The sequence below is a fragment of the Kribbella sp. NPDC003505 genome, from assembly GCF_040610875.1.
GTDB lineage: Bacteria > Actinomycetota > Actinomycetes > Propionibacteriales > Kribbellaceae > Kribbella.
Genome location: NZ_JBEXNA010000001.1, coordinates 431628 through 456115, shown reverse-complemented (window position 1 = coordinate 456115; position 24488 = coordinate 431628). Strand labels below are relative to the sequence as shown.

Below are 24488 nucleotides of genomic sequence, written 5' to 3'. Positions count from 1 at the left end.
ATTCCAGACTGCGGAGAAGACTCGCAAAGTCAGCAATCGCGTACCCGAGAGGTTGACCGACCATGTCTGACACGTCCGGAGTTACCCAGCACGGGAGCGAGAGCGAGAACCCGGCGATCGACTCGCCGACGCCGCAGGTCGACAGGCCGAGGACCAACCGGGACTGGTGGCCGAACCAGCTGGACCTGACCATCCTGCACCCGCACGCCGCCAAGTCGAACCCGATGGCGGAGGATTTCGACTACGCCGCGGAGTTCGGGAAACTGGACGTCGACGAGCTCAAGCGGGACCTCGTCGAGGTGATGCGGACGTCGCAGGACTGGTGGCCGGCCGACTTCGGGCACTACGGGCCGCTGTTCATCCGGATGAGCTGGCACGCGGCCGGCACGTACCGGATCGAGGACGGCCGCGGTGGCGCGGGCGACGGCGCGCAGCGGTTCGCGCCGTTGAACAGCTGGCCGGACAACGCCAACCTGGACAAGGCCCGGCGGCTGCTCTGGCCGGTGAAGCAGAAGTACGGCCGGAAGATCTCCTGGGCCGACCTGCTGGTGCTGGCCGGCAACGTCGCGCTGGAAGACATGGGGTTCCGCACGTTCGGCTTCGGGTTCGGCCGCGAGGACGTCTGGGAGCCGGAGGAGATCTACTGGGGCCCGGAGGACACCTGGCTCGGTGACGAGCGGTACAGCGGCGACCGGCAGCTCGGCGGTCCGCTCGGTGCGGTGCAGATGGGCCTGATCTACGTGAATCCGGAGGGCCCGAACGGCAACCCGGACCCGCTGGCCGCGGCGCGCGACATCCGCGAGACGTTCCGCCGGATGGCGATGAACGACGAGGAGACGGTGGCGCTGATCGCGGGCGGGCACACCTTCGGCAAGACCCACGGCGCCGGACCCGCGGAGAGCGTCGGCCCGGAGCCGGAGGCAGCGCCCCTCGAGGCGCAGGGGCTCGGGTGGAAGAGCACGTACGGGACCGGGAAGGCCGGCGACGCGATCACCAGCGGTCTCGAGGTGACCTGGACGAACACGCCGACCCAGTGGGGCAACGGCTTCTTCGAGAACCTGTTCGGGCACGAGTGGGAGCTGACCGACAGTCCGGCCGGGGCCAAGCAGTGGGTCGCGAAGGACGCGGAGGAGACGGTGCCGGACGCGCACGACCCGTCCCGCAAGCACCGGCCGACGATGCTGACCACCGACCTCGCCCTGCGCCTGGACCCGGTGTACGGCCCGATCTCGCGGCGCTTCTACGAGAACCCCGACGAGTTCGCGCTCGCCTTCGCGAAGGCCTGGTACAAGCTGCTGCACCGCGACATGGGACCGGTCTCGCGGTTCCTCGGGCCGTGGGTGCCGGAGCCGCAGCTCTGGCAGGACCCGGTGCCGGCCGTCGACCACGAGCTGGTCGACGACGCCGACATCGCGGCCCTGAAGGAGAAGCTCCTCGGGTCCGGGTTGTCGGTGCGGCAGCTCGTCTCGACCGCGTGGGCCGCGGCGGCCGACTTCCGCGGCACGGACAAGCGCGGCGGTGCGAACGGTGCGCGGATCCGGCTCGAGCCGCAGCGGAGCTGGGAGGTCAACGAGCCGGCCGAGCTGGCCACGGTCCTGCAGACGCTCGAGCAGGTCCAGCAGGACTTCAACGGCTCGCAGACCGGCGGGAAGCGGGTCTCGCTCGCCGACCTGATCGTGCTCGGTGGCAGCGCGGCGGTCGAGCAGGCCGCGAAGAACGCCGGCCTGGACGTCACGGTGCCGTTCCGTCCCGGCCGGACCGACGCCTCGCAGGAGCAGACCGACGTCGACTCGTTCGCCCTGCTGGAACCGCGGGCCGACGGCTTCCGGAACTATCTGCGCGCGGGCGAGAAGCTGTCGGCGGAGACGCTGCTCCTGGACCGTGCGTACATGCTGACCCTGACGGCGCCCGAGATGACCGTGCTGGTGGGCGGTCTGCGGGTCCTCGGGGCGAACACCGGCGGCGCGCGGCACGGTGTCTTCACCGACCGCACGGACACGCTGTCGACCGACTTCTTCGTCAACCTGCTGGCGCCGGGCACGCAATGGCGGGCGTCGGAGTCGGACGAGAACCTGTTCGAGATCCGGGACGTCGCGAGCGGCGAGCTGAAGTGGACCGCAACGGCGGCCGACCTGGTCTTCGGGTCGAACTCGCAGCTGCGGTCCCTGTCCGAGGTCTACGCGAGCGCGGACGCCCAGGAGAAGTTCGTGGCGGACTTCGTCGCGGCGTGGGTCAAGGTGATGGAACTGGATCGCTTCGACCTGCGCTGAGGTCGGTCAGGACGGCGCCGGCATCCCGTAGGCGTGGTCGACGGTCATCGAGAACATCAGCCGCCGGTCCTGCACCATGACCGCGCGGTACTCGTCCCAGTCCGGGTGCTCGCCCGACGCGGTCCGGTAGTAGTCGACGAGATCCTGCACGACGTCGTCGTAGGGGTCGGCTGCTACCGGACTGAGCTCCGCCTTGCCTTCGAGGACGACGTACGAGCGGCCGCCGGGACCGTCGACGTACAGGCTGGCGCGTGGGTCGCGCCTCAGGTTCTTGGTCTTCGCGCGTCCGTCGGTGAGCGAGACCCGCACGCGGGATCCGTCGAACACGTACGTCACATTGGACAGCTGGGGCCGGCCGTCGCGCTTGAGCGTGACCAGGACGCCGAGCCCGTGGGTGCCGATCCGGTCGAGGAGGGTTTCCGTCATACCGCAAGCCTAGGAATTCAAGCGCCCTTGAAGGCAAGGAACTCCCGCACCGTGGACAGCCAGCGCTCCGGAGCCCGGCTGTGGATCCGGTGACCGGCCTCGATCGTCACGACTGTTGCCGAGGGCATCTGGTCGGCGACCGACGCGAACCGGGTCTGGTCGAGGTGGCTCCGGTCTCCGCCCGCCAGCAGCAGAGTTGGCGCTTCGACCGTCGCGAGGCCGGTCCACCAATCAGGCTGCGGCCGTCGGAGGTCGGCTATGACGTCGCGCAACAACCGGCGATCACAGCGCCGCCTCGTCAGCCACCCCGCGAGCAGCAAGGCTGCGGCCGGCATCGGCTTGCTGGTGGGCTCGCTGTCGCTGCCGTCGCGAGGCGGCACCGGCAGCTCCTCGAGGACCAGTCGCTCGACTCGATCCGGTGCGGCCGCCGCTACCGCGCTCGCGACGTACGCTCCGAGCGAGTTGCCGACGATCGTCACGTGGTCCAGGGCGTCGAGCTCACGCAGTATCTGATCGCGGAAGTCCGCCAGCAGGTAGCGGCGACGTCGAGGAGCGGCGCCGTGGCCGAGCAACGTCGGGCAATGCACGTGGTAGCCCATCGCCTCGAACTCCGGGACGAAGCGATCCCAGGTCGACGGCCCACTTGTACCGGCGTGCAAACACACCAGATTCTTCATCGACACTCCTTTCAGAGACTCACCAGCAGTACACCGGCCACCACCACGACCAGTCCCGTGACGCGCGGCCGCTCACGCAGAACGACCGCACCGAGCAGCGTGCCGAGGACGACATTCATCGATCGGCCGATCGCCACGGTCGCGACCGAGGCGACCGACAGCGCGAGCAGGACGAGTCCGTAGCTCGCCGGCATCAGTACCGCGACCGGCGCCGCCCGCCGCCAGTCCCGCAGCGCACCGCGGTGATCTCGTACGACGGCCGACAGCGCGACGACCTGTGCCACGTTCGCCACCGCGAGGTAGGTCAGTAGGTCGACGTGCAGCGAACCGACGGCGAACGCGTCCCGGAGCGTGTACGCCGCCGTGCACGTGGCGACGCCCGACCCGAGCAGCACGGCTCGCGCTGGGGTCCGCGATTGCGGGCGATCCATCAGCAGCACGCCGATCAGCACGAGCGCGGCGTCCGCGAACACGCGCGGGCCGGATCCGCCCGCGACTGCTACCAGGGCCGGAGCGGTGCCGCGACTCACGGCGTAGACCGTCGAGAAGTCCCCGAAGGCGTACGCCTTCTGCAGCGTGACGGCGTACGTCGTGTGCAACGCCATGCTCACGACTCCCGCCCACCACGCCGTGGCGGGCGAGCCGCGAACCAGCAGGACGAGCGACACCGGCAGCGTCAGCAGGCCGCACAGCCAGGTGAAGCCGGGGCCGCCGAGGCCTCCGCGCTTCATGAGCACGTTCCATCCGGCGTGACAGCCGGCGGAGGCGGTCAGCAGGCCGAGGGCGATCACGTAGACAGTGTCTACAGGACTCTGGTAGACGCTGCCTACTCGGACCTGTGGATCCGCTGAGGAAAACGCCCGGATACTGGTCCGGCGGCGGCCGGGTGGAAACCATCGGGGGCATGACCGAGATCAGCGAAACCGCCCTGGTCCGGCGCCTGAACGACCGGCTGGGATTCGGGCCGGCGCCCGGGGACCTCCGGGCCGGCGTCGACGAGACCGTCCGGCGCCTGCTCGGGCCGGCGACGGATGCGGCGGCCGGAGCCCTCGCCCCGCCGACCGGCTTGGCGCCGCCCGCCAAGAACAAGCAGGACGGCAAGCAGGACGGCAAGCAGGACAAGGATGCGAAGAAGGCTGCGGCCAGGCAGCGGGCCGCGCAGGAGCGCAAGCTGACGATCTGGTGGCTGGACCGGATGGCGGTGAGCCGGACCGCGGGGGAGCGGCTGACCTGGTTCTGGCACGGCCACTTCGCGACCAGCAACCAGAAGGTCCGGAACGCGGCCTGGATGCTGGCGCAGAACCAGACCCAGCGCAGGCTCGCGCTCGGCCGGTTCGGTGACCTGGCGCAGGCGATGGTCGTGGACGCCGCGCTGATCCGCTGGCTCGACGGGCAGCGCAACCGCAAGGGCTCGCCGAACGAGAACCTGGCGCGCGAGTTCATGGAGCTGTTCACGCTCGGCATCGGGCATTACCAGGAAGCGGACGTGGCGCAGGCGGCCCGCTGCCTGACCGGGTGGGTGCTGCGGGAGCAGGGCGCGATGTTCCAGCGTCGGCGGTTCGACTCCGGCACCAAGACGGTGCTCGGGAGGACCGGCGACTTCGACGCGAAGGGCTTCGCGGGGCTGGCGCTGGCCCAGCCCGCGTCGGCCGCGTTCGTCATCGGGCGGCTGTGGTTCCGCTTGGTGTCGGCGACACCGCCCGATGCCGCGACGGTTGCCCGGCTGACGGCGGCGTACGGCGAGGATCGGGACGTCAGATCGTTGCTGACGGCAATGGTTGGCGAGTCGGGGTTCAAGGACCCGGCGTCGAGTCTGGTGAAGCAGCCGGTGGAGTGGGCGGTCGGGCTGCTGCGTGCGTTGAAGCTGCGGCCGGGACAGCTGGAGGAGAAGGAGCAGACCAAGCTGCTCGCGGGGCTCCGGGGGATGGGGCAGTTGCCGTACCGCCCGCCGAGTGTCGGCGGCTGGCCGGCGGGTGCGACTTGGCTGACGACATCGGCCGGTGTCACGCGACTGCAGCTCGCGCAGCAGGTGGCGAAGCAGGCCGATCTGTCGATTGTCGACAATGCGACGGATCGGGTGAGCGCGGTCGGCGCACTGCTCGGCGTCGACGGCTGGTCCGAGCGGACGCGCGCGGCCCTGACCGGTGTGAAGGAACCTGCGCAGCTGGTCGCGGTCGCGGCCTGCGCCCCCGAGTACGTCGTGAGCGGCTAGGAGGAGTTGTGGACAATCTGACGAGACGCCGGTTCCTGACGCTCAGCGGAGTCACGGCCGCGGGAGCGCTGGCGGCCGGAGCGACCCAGGTGAACTGGTCCGACCTGATGACCGCGGCGGTCGACGACCCGCTGCCGAGCGACCAGTCGGTGCTGGTCGTCATCACGCTGTACGGCGGGAACGACGGGTTGAACACGGTCGTCCCGGCGGCGGATCCGGCGTACCAGAAGGCGCGGCCGGACCTGGCCTACGCAGGCGACGAGGTCCTGGACCTCGGCGACGGGCTCGGGCTGAACCCGGGGATGAAGGGCCTCAAGGGGTTGTGGGACGACCAGCGGCTCGCGATCGTCCGCGGGGTCGGCTACCCGGATCCGGATCGCAGTCATTTCCGGTCGATGGCGATCTGGCAGACCGCGTCACCGAAGTCGCCGGTCCCGACCGGATGGCTCGGCCGCTGGCTCGACGCGACCGGCGCGGACCCGCTCCGCGCGGTGTCCGTCGAGCCCACGCTGCCGCCGTTGCTGGCCGGCGAGACCACGGCCGCGGCATCGCTGCCGTTGCGCGGGCTGGCGTTACCGGGCGGGGCGTTGGGTACGGCGTACGCGGCGCTGGGCAAACCCAGTCCGGGCGAGGGGCCGTGGCAGGCGCGGGCCGCCAAGTCGGTGCTGGATCTGCAGAACGCGACGCAGGTGCTCGGCAAGGCGGTGCGGAGCGGTCACGAACAGGAGGACGAGGACGACGAGGAACGGACGAAAGGCGCGTCCGCGGGCGGCGCCTCGCAGCTGGGCGCACAGCTCGAGCTCATCGCCGGTCTGATCGAGGCCGGGGTGCCGACGCGGGCGTACTCGGCGTCGCTCGGCGGCTTCGACACCCACGCCGACGAACGCGGCACGCAGCAGCGGCTGCTGACCGAGCTGGACGGTGCGCTGACGCCGTTCGTCCAACGGCTGCAGAAGACCGACCGCGGGAAGAACGCGGTCGTCCTCGTGTACTCCGAGTTCGGCCGCCGCGTCCAGGCGAACGGCAGCGACGGCACGGACCACGGCACCGCCGGCCCTGTCTTCGTCCTCGGCTCCAAGGTCTCCGGCGGCTTCTACGGCGAACAGCCCAGCCTCACGAACCTCTCCAACGGCGACCTGAAGGCGACCACAGACTTCCGCGACGTCTACGCCACCGTCCTCCACCAGGTCCTGGGCGCCGACCCCGCCCGAATCCTCGCCAACCACACCACCACCATCTCGACCCTCCTCCGCGTTTAGGCCCGCCCACCCCCCTCGGCGCCGATGCGGTGGCTGCGCATCCGATGCGGTAGCCGCGCATCTGATGGGTTGGCGTCCGAGAGTATGGGTTGGCGTCCGGCATGTCAGTCGCCGACCCTGCATCTTGGACGCCAACCCACCAAACGAGTCGAGGGGTCAGCGAGCGGTGCGGGGGTCGGGAGATATCGGTGGGAGGTGGAGGTGGAAGGCTGCGCCGGGCTTCCCGTCCGGGCGGTCGGTGACGGTGAGGTTGCCGCCGTGGGCGCGAGCTACGCCGCGGGCGATGGCGAGCCCAAGGCCGGCGCCTTTGCTGTGCGGGCCGTGGACGAGGCGGGCGAAGATGCGCTCGCGGGCCGCGGGCGGTACGCCGGGGCCGTCGTCCTCGACCAGTACGCCGGCGGGGCTGACCGTGATGCGTAGCGTGGCCGCGCCGGCCTGGCGGGCGTTGTCGACGAGGTTGGTGAGGACCTGGGTGAGGCGGTCGCCGTCGGCGGTGACCGTCCCCGCGCCGCAGACCTCGACGGCAACTTCGGGTGCTGTCAGGCGGAGGCGGGCGGCCTGGGCCTCGGCGAGCTCGCGGAGGTCCACGGGAGCGAGGTGGAGTTGGAGACCGGCGTCGATGCGGCTGAGCTCGAGCAGGTCGGCGACGAGCGTGCCGGCGCGACGCGACTCGCGCACGAGCAGCAACTCCAGCTCCTCACGCTGCGCCGCCGACGCATCCGGGCCCAGCTGGATCAGCGTCTCCGCAGCGGTCTGCAATCCAGCCACCGGCGTCCGCAGCTCATGCGCAGCGTCAGCAACGAACTCACGCATCCGATCCTCCGACCATCGCGCCGCGCCTTCTGCGTGCCGGGCCGCGCGCTCGGCGCCTTCCAGGGCGTCGAGCATCTCGTCGAAGGCGGCGGCCGTCCGGCCGAGCTCGGTGTCGGCGCGTTTCGGCTGCAACCGCCCACCGCGCCGCCCCGCCGCGATCGACCGGGCCAAACCGGTCATCGCGTCCAGCGGCGCCAGCGCGAACCGCATCCCGATCACCAAGGCGAGCGCGGTGATCAGGATCGCCAGTCCGCCGGAGATCAGCAGCACGTTGCGCAGCCGCGCACTGGCATCCGCGAGCAGCGCCGTGTCCGCGGACAGCAGCAGCGTCGCGCCTTTCGTCTGCTGACCGGCCTGCAACGTCGCCTTGACCTGCCGTACGGTCGCGCCGGGGTCAACGGGCGGTGCGCCGAGCTGCCGTCCGGTCCGCAGGATCAGCGTCACCCGGACCCCGTCCGCGTCCACCCGGCGTACCAAGTTGCTGGGGGCAACGTTCTGCCGGGCGAGCTGCTGGGCCAGCTGCGCCCGCCCGGTGAGCAGCGAGTCGAGACTCCGCTCCGCCTGCGCGTCGAACACCGCCTTCACCGTCAGTCCCGTGACAGGCAGCACCACCAGCAGTACGGCGATAGCGGTCAACGTCACCCGCACCCGCAGCGACAGGTTCATGCGCGCAACACGTATCCCGAGCCGCGGACCGTGTGCAGCAGACGTGGACCGTGGGCCTCGAGCTTGCGGCGCAGGCCGCTGACGTAGACCTCGACCAGGTTGTCGGCGTAGTCGTCGTACCCCCAGACCGCGGTCAGCAGTTGCGTCTTGCCGACCACCTTCCCGTCCCGCCCGGCGAGGAACGCGAGCAGCTTGAACTCGGTCGCGGTCAGGTCGATCTCCGCTCCGGCCCGGCGTACCGCCTGCGCCTCGACGTCCACCTCCAGGTCGCCGACCGTCAGCACGGTCCGCAGCCTGCCCATCCGGCGCAGGACCGCCTCCACACGGGCGATCAACTCGGCCAGGACGAACGGCTTGACCACATAATCGTCCGCACCGGTCCGCAGCCCGTGCAGCCGGTCGTCGACGGCGTCCCGCGCGGTCAGCAGGATGACGCCGGCGTTCGACGTCTCCCGCGCGACCGTGAGCAGCTCGAACCCGTCGCGCCCGGGGAGCATCACGTCGAGCAGCAGCAGGTCCGGCCGGTACTCGGCCAGCTCCCGCTCGAGCCCGTCACCGTCCGGCCGCGTGCGGACGCCGTACCCGGCCTCGGTCAGCGCGATCCCGACGGCGGTCCGGATCGGCTCCGCGTCCTCGACCACCAGAACTCGCGGCGTCATCGGGCCATCCTCGCATCGCCGGAAGCCCCCGGACCGCAACCCTCAGCACATCCTCAGCCAACGGCTCGTCACTCTCCGTGTCTCGCCGGTCGAGACCCCGGGTTCGACGGGCCGGGGGAGTTGTGCCTACACTCACTGGCATCATGCGGCACCAGCTTCTCCTCCTTCGCTGCCGCGGCGAGGCCTGACAAGGCCGGTCCCTCGCCGCGGAGTCTTGACGTACGCCGGTCGTCCCTCACGACACCCGTACCTCCGAGGAGAACCCCCGTGGCACCGAAGAACCAGCCCCAGCCTGTTCAGCAGCCGTCCGGTATGCCGACCCATCGCTACCGCGCGTTCCCGCCGATCGACCTGCCGGACCGCACCTGGCCGGCCAAGTCCGTCGACCGCACGCCGCGCTGGCTGTCCACCGACCTCCGCGACGGCAACCAGGCGCTGGTCGAGCCGATGTCCCCGGCCCGCAAGCGGCGGATGTTCGACCTCTTGGTGAAGATGGGCTACAAGGAGATCGAGGTCGGTTTCCCGAGCGCCAGCCAGTACGACTTCGACTTCGTCCGCAGCCTGATCGAGGACGACGTGATCCCCGACGACGTGACGATCTCGGTGCTGACCCAGGCACGCGAGGAGCTGATCGAGCGCACCGTGCAGTCGCTGCAGGGCTCGCCGAAGGCCACGATTCACCTGTACAACGCGACCGCGCCGCTGTTCCGCCGGGTGGTGTTCAACGTCGACAAGGCCGAGTGCCGCACGATCGCGGTCCGCGGCACCGAGACCGTGATGAAGTACGCCGACGACATCCTCGGCGACTGCGAGTTCGGGTACCAGTACAGCCCGGAGATCTTCACCGGCACCGAGCTGGAGTTCGCGCTCGAGGTGTGCGAGGCGGTCAGCGACGTGTGGCAGCCCGCTGCGGGCCGCGAGATCATCCTGAACCTGCCGGCCACCGTCGAGATGTGCACCCCGAACGTGTACGCCGACCAGATCGAGTGGTTCGGCCGCAACCTGACCCGGCGCGAGCACAGCACGATAAGCCTGCACCCGCACAACGACCGCGGTACGGCGGTGGCCGCCACCGAGCTGGCCCTGATGGCCGGTGCGGACCGCGTCGAGGGCTGCCTGTTCGGCCACGGCGAGCGCACCGGCAACGTCGACCTGGTGACACTGGGGATGAACCTGTTCAGTCAGGGCATCGACCCGCAGATCGACTTCTCCGACATCGACGAGATCCGCCGCACCGTCGAGTACTGCACCCAGATGCGGGTTCCGGAGCGCCAGCCGTACGCCGGTGACCTGGTCTACACCGCCTTCTCCGGCTCGCACCAGGACGCGATCAAGAAGGGCCTGGAGGCGCTCGACAAGCAGGCCGCGGCCGAGGGCAAGCCGGTCGGCGAGATCGCCTGGGAGGCGCCGTACCTGCCGATCGACCCGAAGGACGTCGGCCGCAGCTACGAGGCCGTGATCCGGGTGAACTCGCAGTCCGGCAAGGGCGGCGTCGCGTACATCATGAAGTCGGAGCACCGGCTCGACCTGCCGCGCCGGCTGCAGATCGAGTTCAGCCGGGTGATCCAGCAGCACACCGACAACGAGGGCGGCGAGGTCGGCCCGCAGCAGATGTGGGACATCTTCGCGGCCGAGTACCTGGCGCCCGGCGCGCTGTCGCTGCTGAGCGTCAACTCGACGTCCGGCGAGGGGCAGGGCGACCAGCTCCGGGTTCAGGTCTATGCCAACGGCGTACCCCACGAACTGGTTGGTGAAGGCAACGGTCCGGTCTCGGCCTTCGTGGACGCGATCAAGCCGCTGAAGTACGACGTCCGGGTGCTCGACTATCACGAGCACGCGCTCTCCGCGGGCGGCGATGCGCTGGCCGCGGCGTACGTCGAATGCGAGGTCGGCGACGACGTGTACTGGGGTGTCGGCCGGGACGCCAACATCCTCACCGCATCCTTGAAGGCCGTGGTGTCCGCTGTCAACCGCGCCACCCGCTGACCAGCCGGTAACACCAAGCCGAACTGCCCGTCTCCGTGTCGGAGGCGGGCAGTTGCTGTACTCCCCGGTACCGTTGCGTCACAGACCGCAACGTTGTCTCAACGTTGCCTCAAGTCGTTGACTCGCTGACCAGCTATGCGCAGACTGTCTGCTCAATGCGCAGATCCTTGCAAGACAGTGTTACTAAGTCGAGCTGATCACGGGTCTGCGCCACCGACTTTCCCTGGTAGTCGCGTGGAGGTGAGCAGTGAGCGGTGCGGTCGACACGTCCGCGGCGAAGCTGATCGAAGGACCTGCCGTCGAACCGAGACCCTCGGCTGCTCGGCGTTTCGTCAACGCCTGGCTCGTCCGAAGACTGTTCAAGGCGGTCCTGACGATCTTCATCGTCACCACCGGTACGTTCTTCCTGGTCCGGCTGCTGCCGGGGAACCCGGTCGAGACGTACATCCAGACGCAGATCGCGCAGACCGGCATCTCGTACGAGGCCGCCGCCGCGCAGGCGCAGAACCTGTTCTCACTGGATCCGGACGCGCCGCTGCTGTCGCAGTACGGCACCTACATGCTGAACCTGCTGCACGGTGACTTCGGCAACTCGGTGCTGTCGCCGGGGACGACGGTCGCGGACGTGATCAAGACCTACCTGCCGTGGACGCTGTTCTCGGTCGGCGTCGCCACCGTCTTCAGCTTCGTCATCGGCATCGTGGCCGGCATGATCATGGCCTACCGCCGGGAGAGCTGGGTCGACCACCTGCTGACGTCGATCGGCTCGCTGCTGCACGCGATCCCGAACTACATCCTCGCGATCCTGATCGTGGTGTTCCTCGGCGTGAAACTGCAGCTGTTCAACCTCACCGAGGCCCGCGGTTCCTACACGCCCGGCGTCGAGCCGTCGTTCAGCCTGAGCTTCCTGAACGACATCTTCTACCACGCGACGCTGCCGATCCTGGCCTATGCGCTGACCACGGTCGGTTCCTGGGCGCTGGTGATGAAGTCGTCGACGGTCGAGACCCTCGGCGAGGACTACGTCACGGTCGCCCGGGCCCGCGGCCTGTCCGACTCGCGGATCCGGTCCGGGTACGTCGGGCGCAACGCCGTGCTGCCGCTGTTCAGCCAGCTCGCCGTCTCGCTCGGTTTCGTGGTCGGCGGCTCGATCTTCGTCGAGCGGATCTTCGGCTACCAGGGCATCGGGTTCAGCCTGTTCAACGCGGTCAACGGCCGCGACTACCCGGTGCTGCAGGGCATCTTCCTGGTCGTGACGATCTCGGTGGTGGTGGCCAACCTGGCCGCGGACCTCCTCTACAGCCAGCTGGATCCGCGGATCCGCGTCGGCGGCGAAGGGGAGAAGTGACGACATGACCGAAGCCACCATTCCCGTCACCTCCATCGGGACGACCGGCGTCTCCCGGTTCGCCGGCATCATGCGCTCGCTGCGCCGCAGTCCGGCCGGTTTCATCGGGTTCGTGATCGTCGGCCTGATGGTGCTGATCACCGCGATCGTGCCGTTCTTCCTCCCCGAGGTCACCCCGAACGTCAAGGAGATCCTGCTCCCGGCCGGTTCGCCCGGGCACCTACTCGGCACCGACAACGAGGGCAAGGACGTCCTGATCCAGATGATCGGCGGCGGCCGGACGGTGATCTTCGTCGGCTTCGTGGCCGCGGCGATCTCGACCGCGCTGGCGATCGTCCTCGGCTCGCTGGCGGCGTACCTCGGCGGCTGGGTCGACTCGGTCGTGGTCACGCTGTCCGACGTCTTCCTGACGGTCCCGCAGATCGTCCTGCTCGCCGTCCTCGGCGCCTTCTTCAGGCTCGACTCGCCGATCCTGCTCGCGCTGCTGGTCGGCGGCCTGTCCTGGCCGGTGCTCACCCGCGCGGTCCGCGCCCAGGTGTTCTCGCTGAAGGAACGCGAGTTCGTCGAGGCCGCGCGGCTGCTCGACCTCGGCACGATCCGGGTGGTGTTCGTCGAGATCCTGCCGAACATGGCCAGCTTCATCCTGATGAACTTCATGATCGGCGTGACGAACGCGATCTACCAGCTGGTCGGCCTCTACCTGCTCGGTCTGGCCCCGCTGACCGGCTCGAACTGGGGCATCATGCTCAACCGCGCCTGGATCGCCGGCGCCATCTTCAACGACGCGAGCCTGGCCTGGATCCTCAGCCCGGTGGTCGCGATCATCCTGCTGCTGCTCGGACTGGTGATGATGACGAGATCCCTCGAAGAGATCCTCAACCCGCGGCTCCGGGACCGGTGAGCACGGTGACGACGACTCCTTCGGGCAAAACCAGCACAGCGAGCCCCCGCGCCACGCGCGGCGGCCAGGGCAAGCCACTGCTGTCGATCCGCGACTTCAAGGTCGAGTACCGAACCGGGGCCGGGGCGACGGTGCAGGCGGTCCGCGGTGTCGACCTCGACCTGTTCCCCGGCGAGAGCCTCGCGCTGGTGGGCGAGAGCGGCTGCGGCAAGACGACGTTCGGACTCGGACTGCTGCGGTTGCTGCCGCGCCTCGGGCACGCCAGCGGCAAGGTCACCTTCAACCGCAGCGACGGCACCGAGATCGACGTCCTCGGCCTGGACGGCAAGGACCTGCGGCAGTTCCGCTGGCGGGACGCGGCGATGGTCTTCCAGGGCGCGATGAACGCGTTCAACCCGGTCCTGAAGATCCGCGCGCACATGCACGACACGATGCGCGCCCACACGAAGGCCAGTAGGCAGGAGATCGAGGACCGGGCGTCCGAGCTGCTCCGGCTGGTCCGGCTGGAGCCGTCCCGGGTCCTCGACTGCTACCCGCACGAGCTGTCCGGCGGTATGCGGCAGCGGGTGCTGATCGCGATGAGCCTGCTGCTCGAGCCCGAGGTGCTGATCCTCGACGAGCCGACCACCGCGCTCGACATCCTCACCCAGCGCTCGGTCGTCGACGTCCTGCACGAGGTCCGCGAACGCCTCGGGTTCTCGATGATCTTCATCTCCCACGACCTGTCGCTGGCCGCCGAGCTCGCGGACCGGGTCGCGACCATGTACGCCGGGCGCATCATCGAGACCGGCGGCGTCCGGGACATGTTCTACCGGCCGCGGCACCCGTACACGCTCGGGCTGATCAAGGCCGTGCCGCCGATCGTCGGCGACCTGCCGGACATGGAGTCGATCCCGGGCGGCCCGCCGAGCCTTGCCGCGCTCCCGAAGGGCTGCACGTTCAGCCCGCGGTGCAAGTTCGCCACCGAGGAGTGCAAGGAGGAGGACCCGGCCCTGATCCCGATCACCGACGAGCCGGGCGACGCGCACGAGGCGGCCTGCATCCATTGGAAACAAGTGCACCTCGAGCGTGAGGTGCCGAGCGACTTGGGGAACGCATCATGAGCGCGCTGGAGAAGTCCCCCGAGATCTCTGGGTCCGCCGCCCGGACGCCGCTGATGACGCTCGGCGGGGTCAGCCAGGTGTTCAGCACCAAGGCCGGCCCGATTCGTGCAGTCGACGACGTCGACCTGTCGGTCAACCCCGGCGAGGTGCTCTGCCTGGTCGGCGAGAGCGGCTCCGGGAAGACCACCGCGGCCCGGATGGCGGCCGGCCTGTCCAGGCCGAGCAGCGGCGAGGTGGCCTTCGACGGCAAGGACGTCTGGTCGATGAACCGGCAGGACTTCAGTGCCTTCCGGCGCAGCGTGCAGTACGTGCACCAGGACCCGTACGCCTCGCTCAACCCGACGCGGACGATCCAGCAGACACTCATCGCCCCGCTGCTCAAGCACGGTGTGGTGAAGACCAAGAAGGCGGCCGCCGAGCGCGCGGCCGAGCTGCTCACCAAGGTCGACCTGACCCCGCCCGAGAACTACCTGCCGAAGTTCCCGCACCAGCTGTCCGGCGGCCAGCGGCAGCGGGTCGCGGTCGCCCGGGCGCTGACGCTGGACCCGAAGCTGATCATCGCCGACGAGTCCACCTCGATGCTGGACGTGTCGATCCGGATCAGCGTGCTGGCGATGCTCGGCCGGCTCCGCGACGACCTCGGCGTGGGGTTCTTGTTCATCACCCACGACCTGGCGATCGCGAAGTACTTCGGCTGGAACGGCAAGACCGCGGTGATGTACCTGGGCCGGATCGTCGAGTTCGGGCCGACGCCGAAGATCATCAACGCGCCGACGCACCCGTACACCCGGGCGCTGATCGACGCGATCCCCGAGCCGGACCCGGACCTGACCAAGACCAAGGGCCGCGAATCCCTGCGCAGCCTGGAGATCCCGAGCTTGGCGAACCTGCCGTCCGGCTGCTCGTTCCATCCGCGCTGCCCGCTGTTCGAGGACGGGCTGTGCGACGCGACGGTCCCCGCCCTCACCACGATCCGATCCGGCCAGTCCGCCGCGTGCCACGTGGTCGCGCGCGACGGCGTACCAGAGGCCGGGCCGGATGACCTGGGGGCTTGATGTCACCTCAGCTCGGCCGGATGGCCCTCGGCTGGGCGACGTTCCTGGTGCTGGCCAGCGGAGTACTGCTGCTCACGCTGTCGCCGGGCACGCCGGAGTTCGTCGTCACCCTGTTCACCTTGTGTTTGGGCCTGCTACTGGGCCTGGTGGTCGGCGCCGGGATCTTCGTGATCCGGCGGCGGGAAAAACGCGAGGGCGGTAGTCAATCCCACCAGTAGTACCTGACCCACATGGGCGTGCGGTCAGTCCAGAAAGGACGAAGGATGAGTCCCACCGACACCAACGATCCCGGCACCAACGGAACGGGCGCGAGCGCCCTGACCAATGCGGTCTCCCGCCGGCACGTGCTCCAGCTGTTCGGCATCGCCGGTGTCGGCGCCGCCGGCATCGGCTCGCTGACGGCGTGCTCGCCGAGCTCGCCGAACAGCAACAGCGAGGGCGGCGGAAAGTCCGGCACCAAGGAGTTCCACGGGGCGTACCCGTACCAGCTCCCGCCGAAGGGTCACTTCAACCTGATCGCCGGTGTCACCGACGGCATTCAGGCGAGCAACAGCCCCTACTTCGACCTCGTCTACCCCAGCGCCGGCATGTACTACTGGGCCGACAAGAAGTGGGAATGGATGATGGCCGAGTCCGGGACCCTGGACGAGGCGAACAAGACCTACACCCTGAAGCTGCGCTCCGGCCTGAAGTGGAGCGACGACAAGCCGGTGACGGCCAAGGACGTCGTGTCGACGTTCAACCTGCGCTGGCTGCTGCGCCAGCAGGAGTGGACGTTCCTGACCGACATCAGCGCCAAGGACGACACCACGGTGGTCTTCACCATCGGTACGCCGTCCACCGTGCTCGAGCGCTACATCCTCCGCGCCGGCATCCTGCCGGACTCGGTGTACGGCGAGTGGGCGACCAAGGCCGAGGCCCTGCGCAAGGCCAAGACCAGCCTGGACAGCGCCGAGGGCAAGCAGCTGAACGGCGACTTCCAGAAGTTCCGTCCGGAGAACCCGCCGGTCTCGGGTCCGTTCAACTTCGACGTGAAGAGCATGACCAACGCGCAGATGTCGCTGGTCAAGAACGACAAGGGCCTGTTCGCCGACAAGATCGGCTTCACCAAGGTCGTGCTGTACAACGGTGAGACCTCGGACATCACGCCGGTCGTGATGAACAAGGACGTCGACTACGCCACCCACGGTTTCGCGGTGGCCAGCGAGAAGACCATGCTGGGTTCCGGTTTCCGGATCCTCCGGCCGCCGGTGTACTCGGGCCCGTCGCTGGTGTTCAACTACACCACCCACCCGGAGCTCGCCGACGCCCGCGTCCGGCAGGCGATCGCCTACGTCCTGGACCGCAGCGAGAACGGCACCGTCGCGCTCGGCGACTCCGGCAAGCCCTGCAAGTTCATGGCCGGCTTCTCCGACATCCTGGTTCCGGACTGGATCTCGGACGCCGACCAGAAGAAGCTGCAGCCGTACGAGAAGGACGAGGCCAAGGCCACCTCGCTGCTGCAGGCCGCCGGGTGGAAGAAGACCGGCGGCAAGTGGATGCTGCCGAACGGCAAGCCGGCCGCCTACGACATCAAGTTCCCGACCGAGTTCGCCGACTGGAACCCGGCCGCCACCAACGCGGCCGACCAGCTGAACAAGTTCGGGTTCAACATCACCAAGCGCGGTATCACCTTCACCCAGCTGAACCCGGACGTACTGGCCGGCAAGTTCGACATCGCCATCCAGACCTGGGGCGCTTCGAGCCACCCGCACCCGTACTTCGCGTTCGTCCAGGACCTGTACACGTTCAACTACGTGATCGCGGCGAACTCGGGCGGCAAGGGCATGAACTTCCCGCTCAACCAGACCACCTCGGCCGGTCCGATCGACCTCAAGGCCGTCGTGGACAAGTCCGCCCAGGGCCTGAACCTCGACGAGCAGAAGAAGAACATCACCGCCGCGGCGATGGCGTTCAACGAACTGCTGCCGATCATCCCGCTCTGGGAGCGCTACGGTAACAACCCCGCGCTCGAGGGCACCCGGGTGGCGAAGTTCCCGGCCGACGACGACTCGATCCTGAAGAACGCGCCGTACGCGGACAACTTCGTGATCATGGGCATGTACTCGGGCAAGGTCGCGCCGGTCTAAAGCACTGGCGTTCTGACCCGATTGTTTGGTTGGGTCGGCCGGGTGATCAGCATGCGCGAGATCGACCCGGCCGACCTGGCCTTGTTCGACGAGTGGTACGACGCCTTCCGGGCCGGCGCGGTCGCCGGGCGGGAGGCCGCGCTGGTGACCGGACCCGAGGCGCTCGGGTACTCGCTGCGCAACCCGAGCCCGTTGAAACAGCGGATCGTGGTCGGCGCGTTCGAGGACGACCGGGTGCTCGCCACGATGCTGTTCGAGTACCGGCTGAACGACAATCTCGACACGGTCGAGGTCGAGATCGACGTTCCGCCCGCGCACCGGCGGCGGGGGATCGGCACGGCGCTGTGGCAGTGGGCCGCGACCCGTGCCGCCCAGCTCGGGCGGACGATCGTGCAGGCCGAGGTCGCCGTACCGGCTGCTGGGTCGCCCGGGGCGGTGTTCGCCACGCGGCTCGGATTCCAGGTCGAGCACGTCGAGGAGCATCTCGTCGTACCGCTGCCGTACGACGATCTGCGCCTCGAGGAGCTGCGCTCCGATGCCGGGCGGCTCGACGGGTACCGGCTGACGTCGTGGGCGGGGCTGTGCCCGCCGGAGCACCAGCAGGCGTACGCCGACCTGCACACCGCGATGGATCTCGACGTACCGACCGGCGGCATGACGCGTGAGGTCGTGCCGTGGACGGTCGAGAAACTCGAGGCGAGCGAGGCCCGGATCGACCGGAGCTACCTCGCGCTGGTGACGATGGCGCACACCCTCGCCGGTGAGCCGGCCGGCTACACGCTGATCTACCTGCCGCGGGCGGATGCCGTGAACGCCCAGCAGGACGACACGCTGGTCCTGCGGGAACACCGCGGCCACAACCTCGGCACGTTCCTGAAGCTCGCGAACCTGGAACAACTGGCCGAACACCGGACGACGCAACGCTTCCTGCACACCTGGACGGCGTTGACGAACGCCCCGATGCGCAAGGTGAACGCCCGCTTCGGCTTCCGTGCCGTCGAGGAGCACCGCGAACTCGAGCTCCGCCTGCCGCGGCTCCGCCCGGCGGCTCGAGGGGTGATCGTGGACGAGAACGAGCGCGTCCTGCTGGTCCGGTTCGAGTTCGCGGACGGGCCGCTGTGGGCGACACCGGGCGGCGGCCTGGAAGCCGGTGAGACCGTGGTCGAGGGACTGCGGCGCGAGCTCGTCGAGGAGGTCGGCCTGACGGGCTTCGCCGACCCCGTCCACCTCTGGCATCAGGAAGTAGTTGCCGACGGCCACGCCACGGGCTACGACGGCGTCCTCAACGACTACTTCCTGATCCGCGCGGACCACTTCACCCCGGCCGGCTCCATGACTGCCGCCGAACTCGCCGCCGAGAACGTCCACGAGATGCGCTGGTGGACCCTCGACGAACTGCAAGCTCACGAGGGCCGCTTCGCTCCGCGCGACCTCCCGGAGCTGGTTCGGCGCCTGCTGGCGAACGGCCCACCGAGCACACCCACCCAGCTCGGCCTTTGAGAGGCCTGTGCGAACTCCGTGAGAACCAGGGCGGCAAGCTGAGGGGCACAAGGGGTAGGTTCGGGGCATGCGTGAATCCCAGCTCGGTCACCTGACCGTTTCCTGCCTCGGCCTCGGCTGCATGGGCATGTCCCAGTCGTACGGCGTCCGCGCCGACGACGCGGAGTCCGTCGCGACGCTGCACGCGGCCATCGACGCGGGCTGTACCTTCATCGACACCGCCGACGTGTACGGCGACGGCGAGAACGAGTCGCTGGTCGGCCGGGCGCTGGCGGGGCGTCGCGACGAGGTGGTCCTTGCGACCAAGTTCGGCTTCAAGAAGCCGGCGTCGGCCTCGGCGGTGCCGACCGTGGTCGACGGCTCACCTGCCTATGCCGCTGAGGCCCTGGACGCCTCGCTGCGCCGGCTCGGTGTCGACCACATCGACCTGTGGTACCTGCACCGGCGCGACCCGCAGGTCCCGATCGAGGAGACCGTCGGGGCGATGGCCGCCGCGGTCGAGGCGGGCAAGGTGCGGTACCTCGGGCTGTCCGAGGTGAACGGCGACACGGTGCGCGCGGCCCACGCCGTCCACCCGATCACCGCCGTCCAGAGCGAGTGGTCGCTGTGGACGCGGGACCCGGAGACCGTCGTCCTGCCGACGCTGCGCGAGCTCGGCATCGGGTTCGTGCCGTTCAGCCCGCTCGGGCGCGGGTTCCTGACCGGGCAGATCAAGTCTCCGGCCGACTTTCCCGAGGACGACATGCGGCGCGGGCTGCCGCGGTTCCAGGGCGAGAACTTCCAGCGCAACCTGGACCTCGTCGAGCAGGTCAAGACGCTGGCTGCCGCGAAGGGCGTCACCCCCGGCCAGCTGGCGCTCGCCTGGCTGCTTGCGCAGGGCAACGACGTGGCGCCGATCCCGGGGACGAAGCGGCGCAAGTACCTGGCCGAGAACCTGGGCGCCGTGGACGTCACGCTGACCGATGCCGAGCTGGCCGACCTCGACGCGGCGTTCCCGCCGGACGCGGTGGCGGGCCAGCGGTACCAGCAGGGTGGGATGGACCTGGTGGGCAAGTGATCGGCGTCACCGGGGCGACCGGGCAGCTCGGGTCCCGGATCGTCGCGCGATTGACCGGCGAACCGCTGCGGCTGATCGTGCGCGACCCGGCGCGGGCTCCGTCGGTGCCGGGCGCCACGGTGGCGCAGGCGGCGTACGGCGAGCACGCCGCGCTGCTGTCCGCTTTCGAGGGCGTCGACGTACTGCTGCTCGTCAGCGCGAGCGAGTCGGCGGACCGGGTGGCGTTGCACAAGGCCACGGTCGACGCGGCCGTGGCGGCCGGCGTACAGCGGATCGTCTACACGTCGTTCATCGGCGCGGCGCCCGGCGCGACGTTCACGTTCGCGCGCGACCACTGGCACACCGAGCAGCACATCCGGTCTGCTGGTGTCGACTTCACGTTCCTGCGGGACAACATCTACCTCGACTTCGTGCCCGGGTTCGTGGGCTCGGACGGCGTGATCCGGGGCCCGGCGGGGGACGGGCGGGTCGCCGCGGTCGCTCGAGACGACGTGGCGGCCGTCGCGGCCGCGGTCCTGACGTCGGACGGGCATTCCGGCGCCAGCTACGACCTGACCGGGCCTCGCGCGTTCACGCTGGCCGAGGCGGCGGCGGTGCTGAGCGATGCATGGGGGCGGAAGGTGCGGTACGAGCCGGAGACGCTGGACGAGGCGTACCGGTCGCGTGAGTCGTACGGCGCCCCGGCGTGGGAGGTGGCCGGCTGGGTCACGTCGTACGCCGCCATCGCCAGCGGGGAGCTGTCGGCCGTGACGACCGCGGTGCGTGACCTCACCGGGGTCGAACCGACCGGCCTCGAGGAGTATGTCCGCGCTCAGTGAGACACTACTGACGTGCCGCTCTACCGGGATCAGGCGATCGTGCTGCGCACCCAGAAACTGGGTGAGGCGGACCGGATCGCCACGCTGCTGACCCGCGCCAACGGCAAGGTCCGCGCGGTCGCCAAGGGGGTCCGGCGGACGTCGTCACGGTTCGGCGCCCGGCTGGAGCCGTTCAGCCACGTCGACCTGCAACTCGCCACCGGCCGCACCCTCGACGTGGTCACCCAGGCCGAGTCGATCGCGGCGTACGGCGAGGGCATCGTGGGCGACTATGCGCGGTACACCACCGGCACCGTCCTGCTCGAGACCGCCGACCGCCTCGTCGTCGAAGAGAAGGAACCGGCGATCCAGCAGCACCTGCTCCTGGCCGGCGCGCTCCGCGTTCTGTCCACCGGCGAACGCGAACCCGCCCTGGTCCTGGATTCCTTCTTGCTGAGGTCCTTGGCGATCTCCGGCTACGCGCCGTCCTTCGACGACTGCGCCCGCTGCGGCGAACCAGGCCCCCACCGAGCCTTCAACCCCGCCGCCGGCGGCATGGTCTGCACCTCCTGCCGCCCACCCGCCTCAGCCATGCCGTCCCCCGCCACCGTCACCCACCTGGCCGCCCTCCTCACCGGCGACTGGCCCACCGCCCTCCAAGCCGACCCCAGAACGCGCCGAGAATCCACCGGCCTGATAGCCGCCTTCTTCACCTACCACCAAGAAAACCAACTCCGCTCCCTACCCCACCTGGACCTAACCCCCGGCGGCTCCTGAGCCGCGATCACCTGCCGCGATCACCGGCCACGCTCGCCGGCCGCGGTCACCGACCACGGTCACCGACCACGCTGCGGCCACCCGCTCGGCTCCGACCGAGGCCGGCCCGGAGGCATGGGCCACCCGGTGCGGTCGGCGTTGACGACGATCCGACCCGAAGGCGGAACGTTGGGAGGACGTGCTGCTGCAGCGGTGAGCGGCCGCGTCGACCTCATCGGTCGTTGACCAGCCCAGGCATGCGCGATCGCCCGCTTGGTGTCGAGCTCGGCTTCTCGGGCCGCTTGACTGCCCCGCGCGTCGGGCCGCCGGTCACCGAACCGGTCGAGGCCCGGCTGGCGGTCGTTCGGATGGCGTCCGAGCCGAGCGCAGACGTGTGCATAGATGTTGTTCCGGCCGCGACGGGGCTTGATCGCCAGCAACTCCCGCCGAGGCTTCCCGCCCGGAGCCTGCGGCCCGATCTCCCGAAACACCAGCCGGTAGTCAGGCTTGCGTGAGGGATCCGACCGGATGTACGCCGTCACACAGTCCCGGAGATCGCCCTTTCCAGTCTCGCGGCCGAGCGCATGATGTCCGTCGGTCGTACCCGCCCGAAGTCTTTCGATCTCACGGAGAACCTCGCGGTACAGATGGCGGAACCCGGCCGGGGAAGCCTTCGCCTGCTGACGGAGGAAGTGCAAGTCCTGATGGAACTTCTCGATGCCGACGACTTCGTACTTCCCGTCATCGGCCATCGCCCTCTGTCCTCTCCTCGGCTCGTATCTCGTCGAGAAGTTCGCGGGTGAACGGATCGTCGGCGGCCCACTCGTCCAGGTCCAGCGGGCGGCTGGTGGGTGAGGGTTCAGTGGCGTAGGTGCGCACGGTGGGGTCATCGAGCTGACCGAGCGGCGGATGGTCGTCGCCGCGCAGGTCGCGGTACTGCGCCGTCGACATCACCACGGCCTCAGGCTCACCGTCGGCGCCCCACACCACGGGCGCACCACGGCCTGCCCGGACGGCCTGCACGAGCTGCGGCAACTGACCCGCCAACTGGTCGACGCCGACCACCTCATCGGCGAGCGTGAACTTGCCTTCACCGCCGAGATCTTCGAACTCGTCGTACGTGAGCATGACAGCCTCCGGCTCCCCGTCGCCGAAGCTGAACGCCCGCGTCCGCCCGCCACGGAACCCGGCCAGCACCGCCTCCAGCCCCGCGCGAACCTCGTGAACCGACCGCCAACTCGTCATACGCCGAATCTAGTCCTTCGGCCCCGCACCCCGCGGAAGTTATCCACACCCACCACGACCATCAGCCGGCGTCACCTCTCCACCATCCGGATCCACGAGAACCGGCACAGCCTCACCGATCCGCAACTGCGTCGAGGCCTGCTGAGTCATAGAAATCTGCCCCGTATCACCCAAGGTGCTCTGCCAGGTGATCTCCCACTGCGCAGTAGCCGTCACCGGATACTTACAGTTCGCCAACTCCCGCGAAGTCTTCGCATACCGATGCCCACAAGTAGGCGAGGCCTTAACGCCCATCGAAGAGTCGTACGGCGTCCCCGGCCCTCCACACCGAACCGTCTGCCCGTCCCCCATCGACCAATTGATGGCCTTCACCTGAGCAGTAGCCGTAACCGACAACCCCGGCACACTCGCCTTCCGAACAATCGGCCCCCAGGTGTTCTCTGTCTTGTTCACCCACAACCAGACGGGCATATTCACCAAGCCGACCTGCCTGGCGTCCGGCGCCGTCTTGATGATGGGCGGTCCCGGGTGCATCTGCGCGATTGCCTCGTAAACCAAGGTCAGCGGGTCGACCACGACTGTGTCGGGCCTGCCGGGCAACCAGATCCACCGCGTGACGAATCGTGTGCCCTGCTCGCGAACGCAGACCCAGATTGCGCCGTCGGTGTGTCCTTGCCACGAGGGATCGCTCTTCGGAGGCTGCGGGGAGAGGCGTTTCAGGTAGCACTGTTGGCTGTTCGACCAATTGCCCAGATCCGACGTGCATGAACGTGCGGCCCCGCCATCATGGCAGACCCGCTCCGGCGTTCGCTCGGTCGACTTGGCTGGCTTCTTTCCTGGCGCCTCCGTCTCTTCGGGAATCTTCATCGTGGCGCGCAGGACCCACCAGCAAGGCCCGTTCGGCAGGCAAAATGGAACGTAGTCGCCGTCCGGCTTTGGCGGGAGCTTCTTCGATGCGGTCGACGATGTCTCTGCAAACGCGAGAGACGACACAACGAGTCCGCCGACGAGGATGCCGACAACCAGTCGCAGCAGAGGCTTCAGCATGTTCCGGCGTCCTGTTGATCGATGAGGAACCACATCTTCTTGGAATGACCGACTGGAGGCGCGTAGGCCAGCTTTGCTTGTACTTTGCTTCGTCCGGTCGTTCCGGGGCCGACAGGCACAGGTTTGTGTGTCGCGAGGTAGCGCAACGAAATCTTCGAGGCGTCCAGGCAGACGTTGAGACGTACTTCGGGTTGCTCGCCCGTGATATTGACTGAGGCGACGGATATCGACTCGACCCTGGCCTTCCCGTCCTGATACCAGCCGCGCTGTTTGTTGAACCCGACGCTTCCCAGCACTTGGACGAGCCACTCGCCGCCGACCCCCGCCTGCAGCAGCTTGGCCTCAGTCGCCACGGGAGGATTGTTGAGCGCGGTGTCGACCGCTGCCGACGCCGTGACAAAGCGCGCCTTGGCAGCCGTAATGGCAGCCTGCTCGGCCGTCGGGCGCGTTGGTGTGGCTGAAATTGTAGGCGTGGCTGTCGTGCTCGGAGAGGTTGGGGTCGTGTTGGGCTGACCGGCTTCGGGGGAGCCTTGGCAAGCGGTCAGCGCTGTGAGGGCGCAGAGGGCTGCTGTGATGAGGGCC

General features: G+C 69.0%; 22 protein-coding genes. 14 read left to right on the top strand and 8 right to left on the bottom strand.

The genetic code is table 11. The annotated features are described in order from the left end of the window. Nucleotides 1-62: 62 nt before the first annotated feature. A complete protein-coding gene (katG, locus tag ABZX12_RS02050; RefSeq protein ID WP_355688978.1) occupies nt 63-2270 on the top strand; it encodes a catalase/peroxidase HPI in 2208 nt (735 codons plus the stop codon). Nucleotides 2271-2276: 6 nt separating this feature from the next. Here katG and ABZX12_RS02045 read toward each other — a convergent pair whose 3' ends face one another. Genes ABZX12_RS02045 through ABZX12_RS02035 form a run of 3 tightly spaced genes read right to left on the bottom strand, consistent with a single transcriptional unit; the run spans nt 2277 to nt 4164 of the window. After that, nucleotides 2277-2696 (bottom strand): PPOX class F420-dependent oxidoreductase, encoded by a 420-nt coding sequence (locus ABZX12_RS02045; RefSeq protein WP_355688976.1) that lies wholly within the window; start codon nt 2694-2696, stop codon nt 2277-2279. 17 nt (nt 2697-2713) lie between these two features. Beyond that, nucleotides 2714-3373, bottom strand: coding sequence for an alpha/beta hydrolase (locus ABZX12_RS02040; RefSeq protein WP_355688975.1), 660 nt, complete (start codon nt 3371-3373; stop codon nt 2714-2716). Nucleotides 3374-3384: 11 nt separating this feature from the next. Then, nucleotides 3385-4164, bottom strand: coding sequence for a hypothetical protein (locus ABZX12_RS02035; protein WP_355688973.1), 780 nt, complete (start codon nt 4162-4164; stop codon nt 3385-3387). Between the two features lie 113 nt (nt 4165-4277). Between ABZX12_RS02035 and ABZX12_RS02030 the strand changes: the two genes are divergently transcribed. Further along, entirely contained in the window at nt 4278-5585 is a 1308-nt protein-coding gene (locus ABZX12_RS02030; protein ID WP_355688971.1) for a DUF1800 domain-containing protein, read from the top strand. An 8-nt stretch (nt 5586-5593) separates the two neighbouring features. Continuing rightward, nucleotides 5594-6844 carry a DUF1501 domain-containing protein gene (locus ABZX12_RS02025; RefSeq protein WP_355688970.1) on the top strand — a complete coding sequence of 417 codons (1251 nt, stop codon included), beginning with the start codon at nt 5594-5596 and terminating at the stop codon, nt 6842-6844. 156 nt (nt 6845-7000) lie between these two features. Here the strand turns inward: ABZX12_RS02025 and ABZX12_RS02020 are convergent, their stop codons facing one another. Both ABZX12_RS02020 and ABZX12_RS02015 read right to left on the bottom strand, forming a co-directional pair. Continuing rightward, on the bottom strand, nt 7001-8323 hold the full coding sequence (locus tag ABZX12_RS02020) for a HAMP domain-containing sensor histidine kinase (RefSeq protein ID WP_355688968.1): 1323 nt from the start codon (nt 8321-8323) through the stop codon (nt 7001-7003). Next, complete coding sequence (locus tag ABZX12_RS02015; protein ID WP_355688966.1) at nt 8320-8982, bottom strand: response regulator transcription factor; 663 nt, start codon at nt 8980-8982, stop codon at nt 8320-8322. The genes ABZX12_RS02020 and ABZX12_RS02015 overlap by 4 nt, the downstream gene beginning before the upstream one ends. Before the next feature lie 312 nt (nt 8983-9294). On the opposite strand from ABZX12_RS02015, the gene leuA reads away from it, so the two are divergent. The 11 genes from leuA to recO all read left to right on the top strand — a co-directional run bounded on the left by leuA (nt 9295) and on the right by recO (nt 21635). Continuing rightward, nucleotides 9295-10968 (top strand): 2-isopropylmalate synthase, encoded by a 1674-nt coding sequence (gene leuA / locus ABZX12_RS02010; RefSeq protein WP_355689716.1) that lies wholly within the window; start codon nt 9295-9297, stop codon nt 10966-10968. 247 nt (nt 10969-11215) lie between these two features. Beyond that, nucleotides 11216-12316, top strand: coding sequence for an ABC transporter permease (locus tag ABZX12_RS02005; protein ID WP_355688964.1), 1101 nt, complete (start codon nt 11216-11218; stop codon nt 12314-12316). A gap of 4 nt (nt 12317-12320) precedes the next feature. After that, the gene (locus ABZX12_RS02000; protein WP_355688962.1) at nt 12321-13217 is read left to right on the top strand and encodes an ABC transporter permease; all 897 of its coding nucleotides are present in this window, start codon (nt 12321-12323) and stop codon (nt 13215-13217) included. A gap of 5 nt (nt 13218-13222) precedes the next feature. Then, nucleotides 13223-14320, top strand: a complete 1098-nt coding sequence (locus ABZX12_RS01995) for an ABC transporter ATP-binding protein (protein ID WP_355688961.1) — start codon at nt 13223-13225, stop codon at nt 14318-14320. Next, nucleotides 14317-15375, top strand: coding sequence for an ABC transporter ATP-binding protein (locus ABZX12_RS01990; protein ID WP_355688960.1), 1059 nt, complete (start codon nt 14317-14319; stop codon nt 15373-15375). The genes ABZX12_RS01995 and ABZX12_RS01990 overlap by 4 nt, the downstream gene beginning before the upstream one ends. Beyond that, complete coding sequence (locus ABZX12_RS01985) at nt 15375-15593, top strand: hypothetical protein (RefSeq protein WP_355688959.1); 219 nt, start codon at nt 15375-15377, stop codon at nt 15591-15593. Before ABZX12_RS01990 ends, ABZX12_RS01985 begins: the two co-directional genes overlap by 1 nt. A gap of 45 nt (nt 15594-15638) precedes the next feature. Further along, nucleotides 15639-17504: an ABC transporter substrate-binding protein gene (locus tag ABZX12_RS01980; RefSeq protein ID WP_355688957.1), complete on the top strand. Its 1866-nt coding sequence runs from the start codon at nt 15639-15641 to the stop codon at nt 17502-17504. Nucleotides 17505-17555: 51 nt separating this feature from the next. Then, nucleotides 17556-19004, top strand: a complete 1449-nt coding sequence (locus ABZX12_RS01975) for a GNAT family N-acetyltransferase (protein WP_355688956.1) — start codon at nt 17556-17558, stop codon at nt 19002-19004. Between the two features lie 67 nt (nt 19005-19071). Then, nucleotides 19072-20061, top strand: coding sequence for an aldo/keto reductase (locus ABZX12_RS01970; RefSeq protein WP_355688954.1), 990 nt, complete (start codon nt 19072-19074; stop codon nt 20059-20061). Next, nucleotides 20058-20879: an SDR family oxidoreductase gene (locus ABZX12_RS01965; RefSeq protein WP_355688952.1), complete on the top strand. Its 822-nt coding sequence runs from the start codon at nt 20058-20060 to the stop codon at nt 20877-20879. The genes ABZX12_RS01970 and ABZX12_RS01965 overlap by 4 nt, the downstream gene beginning before the upstream one ends. Nucleotides 20880-20891: 12 nt before the next feature. Further along, nucleotides 20892-21635, top strand: coding sequence for a DNA repair protein RecO (gene recO, locus ABZX12_RS01960; RefSeq protein WP_355688950.1), 744 nt, complete (start codon nt 20892-20894; stop codon nt 21633-21635). 720 nt (nt 21636-22355) lie between these two features. Here the strand turns inward: recO and ABZX12_RS01955 are convergent. Genes ABZX12_RS01955 through ABZX12_RS01945 form a run of 3 tightly spaced genes read right to left on the bottom strand, consistent with a single transcriptional unit; the run spans nt 22356 to nt 24259 of the window. Continuing rightward, on the bottom strand, nt 22356-22859 hold the full coding sequence (locus ABZX12_RS01955; protein WP_355688948.1) for a hypothetical protein: 504 nt from the start codon (nt 22857-22859) through the stop codon (nt 22356-22358). 39 nt (nt 22860-22898) lie between these two features. Continuing rightward, entirely contained in the window at nt 22899-23906 is a 1008-nt protein-coding gene (locus ABZX12_RS01950; RefSeq protein WP_355688947.1) for a hypothetical protein, read from the bottom strand. Then, nucleotides 23900-24259 (bottom strand): hypothetical protein, encoded by a 360-nt coding sequence (locus ABZX12_RS01945; RefSeq protein WP_355688945.1) that lies wholly within the window; start codon nt 24257-24259, stop codon nt 23900-23902. The genes ABZX12_RS01950 and ABZX12_RS01945 overlap by 7 nt, the downstream gene beginning before the upstream one ends. Between the last annotated feature and the right edge of the window lie 229 nt (nt 24260-24488).

Excerpts from the sequence above, each read along its gene's own strand:
- katG (WP_355688978.1), top strand. The coding sequence starts at position 63 with ATGTCTGACACGTCCGGAGTTACCCAGCACGGGAGCGAGAGCGAGAAC.
- ABZX12_RS02045 (WP_355688976.1), bottom strand. The coding sequence starts at position 2,696 with ATGACGGAAACCCTCCTCGACCGGATCGGCACCCACGGGCTCGGCGTC.
- ABZX12_RS02040 (WP_355688975.1), bottom strand. The coding sequence starts at position 3,373 with ATGAAGAATCTGGTGTGTTTGCACGCCGGTACAAGTGGGCCGTCGACC.
- ABZX12_RS02030 (WP_355688971.1), top strand. The coding sequence starts at position 4,278 with ATGACCGAGATCAGCGAAACCGCCCTGGTCCGGCGCCTGAACGACCGG.
- ABZX12_RS02020 (WP_355688968.1), bottom strand. The coding sequence starts at position 8,323 with ATGAACCTGTCGCTGCGGGTGCGGGTGACGTTGACCGCTATCGCCGTA.
- ABZX12_RS02015 (WP_355688966.1), bottom strand. The coding sequence starts at position 8,982 with ATGACGCCGCGAGTTCTGGTGGTCGAGGACGCGGAGCCGATCCGGACC.
- leuA (WP_355689716.1), top strand. The coding sequence starts at position 9,295 with ATGCCGACCCATCGCTACCGCGCGTTCCCGCCGATCGACCTGCCGGAC.
- ABZX12_RS02000 (WP_355688962.1), top strand. The coding sequence starts at position 12,321 with ATGACCGAAGCCACCATTCCCGTCACCTCCATCGGGACGACCGGCGTC.
- ABZX12_RS01990 (WP_355688960.1), top strand. The coding sequence starts at position 14,317 with ATGAGCGCGCTGGAGAAGTCCCCCGAGATCTCTGGGTCCGCCGCCCGG.
- ABZX12_RS01985 (WP_355688959.1), top strand. The coding sequence starts at position 15,375 with ATGTCACCTCAGCTCGGCCGGATGGCCCTCGGCTGGGCGACGTTCCTG.
- ABZX12_RS01980 (WP_355688957.1), top strand. The coding sequence starts at position 15,639 with ATGAGTCCCACCGACACCAACGATCCCGGCACCAACGGAACGGGCGCG.
- ABZX12_RS01975 (WP_355688956.1), top strand. The coding sequence starts at position 17,556 with ATGCGCGAGATCGACCCGGCCGACCTGGCCTTGTTCGACGAGTGGTAC.
- ABZX12_RS01970 (WP_355688954.1), top strand. The coding sequence starts at position 19,072 with ATGCGTGAATCCCAGCTCGGTCACCTGACCGTTTCCTGCCTCGGCCTC.
- ABZX12_RS01955 (WP_355688948.1), bottom strand. The coding sequence starts at position 22,859 with ATGACGAGTTGGCGGTCGGTTCACGAGGTTCGCGCGGGGCTGGAGGCG.
- ABZX12_RS01950 (WP_355688947.1), bottom strand. The coding sequence starts at position 23,906 with ATGCTGAAGCCTCTGCTGCGACTGGTTGTCGGCATCCTCGTCGGCGGA.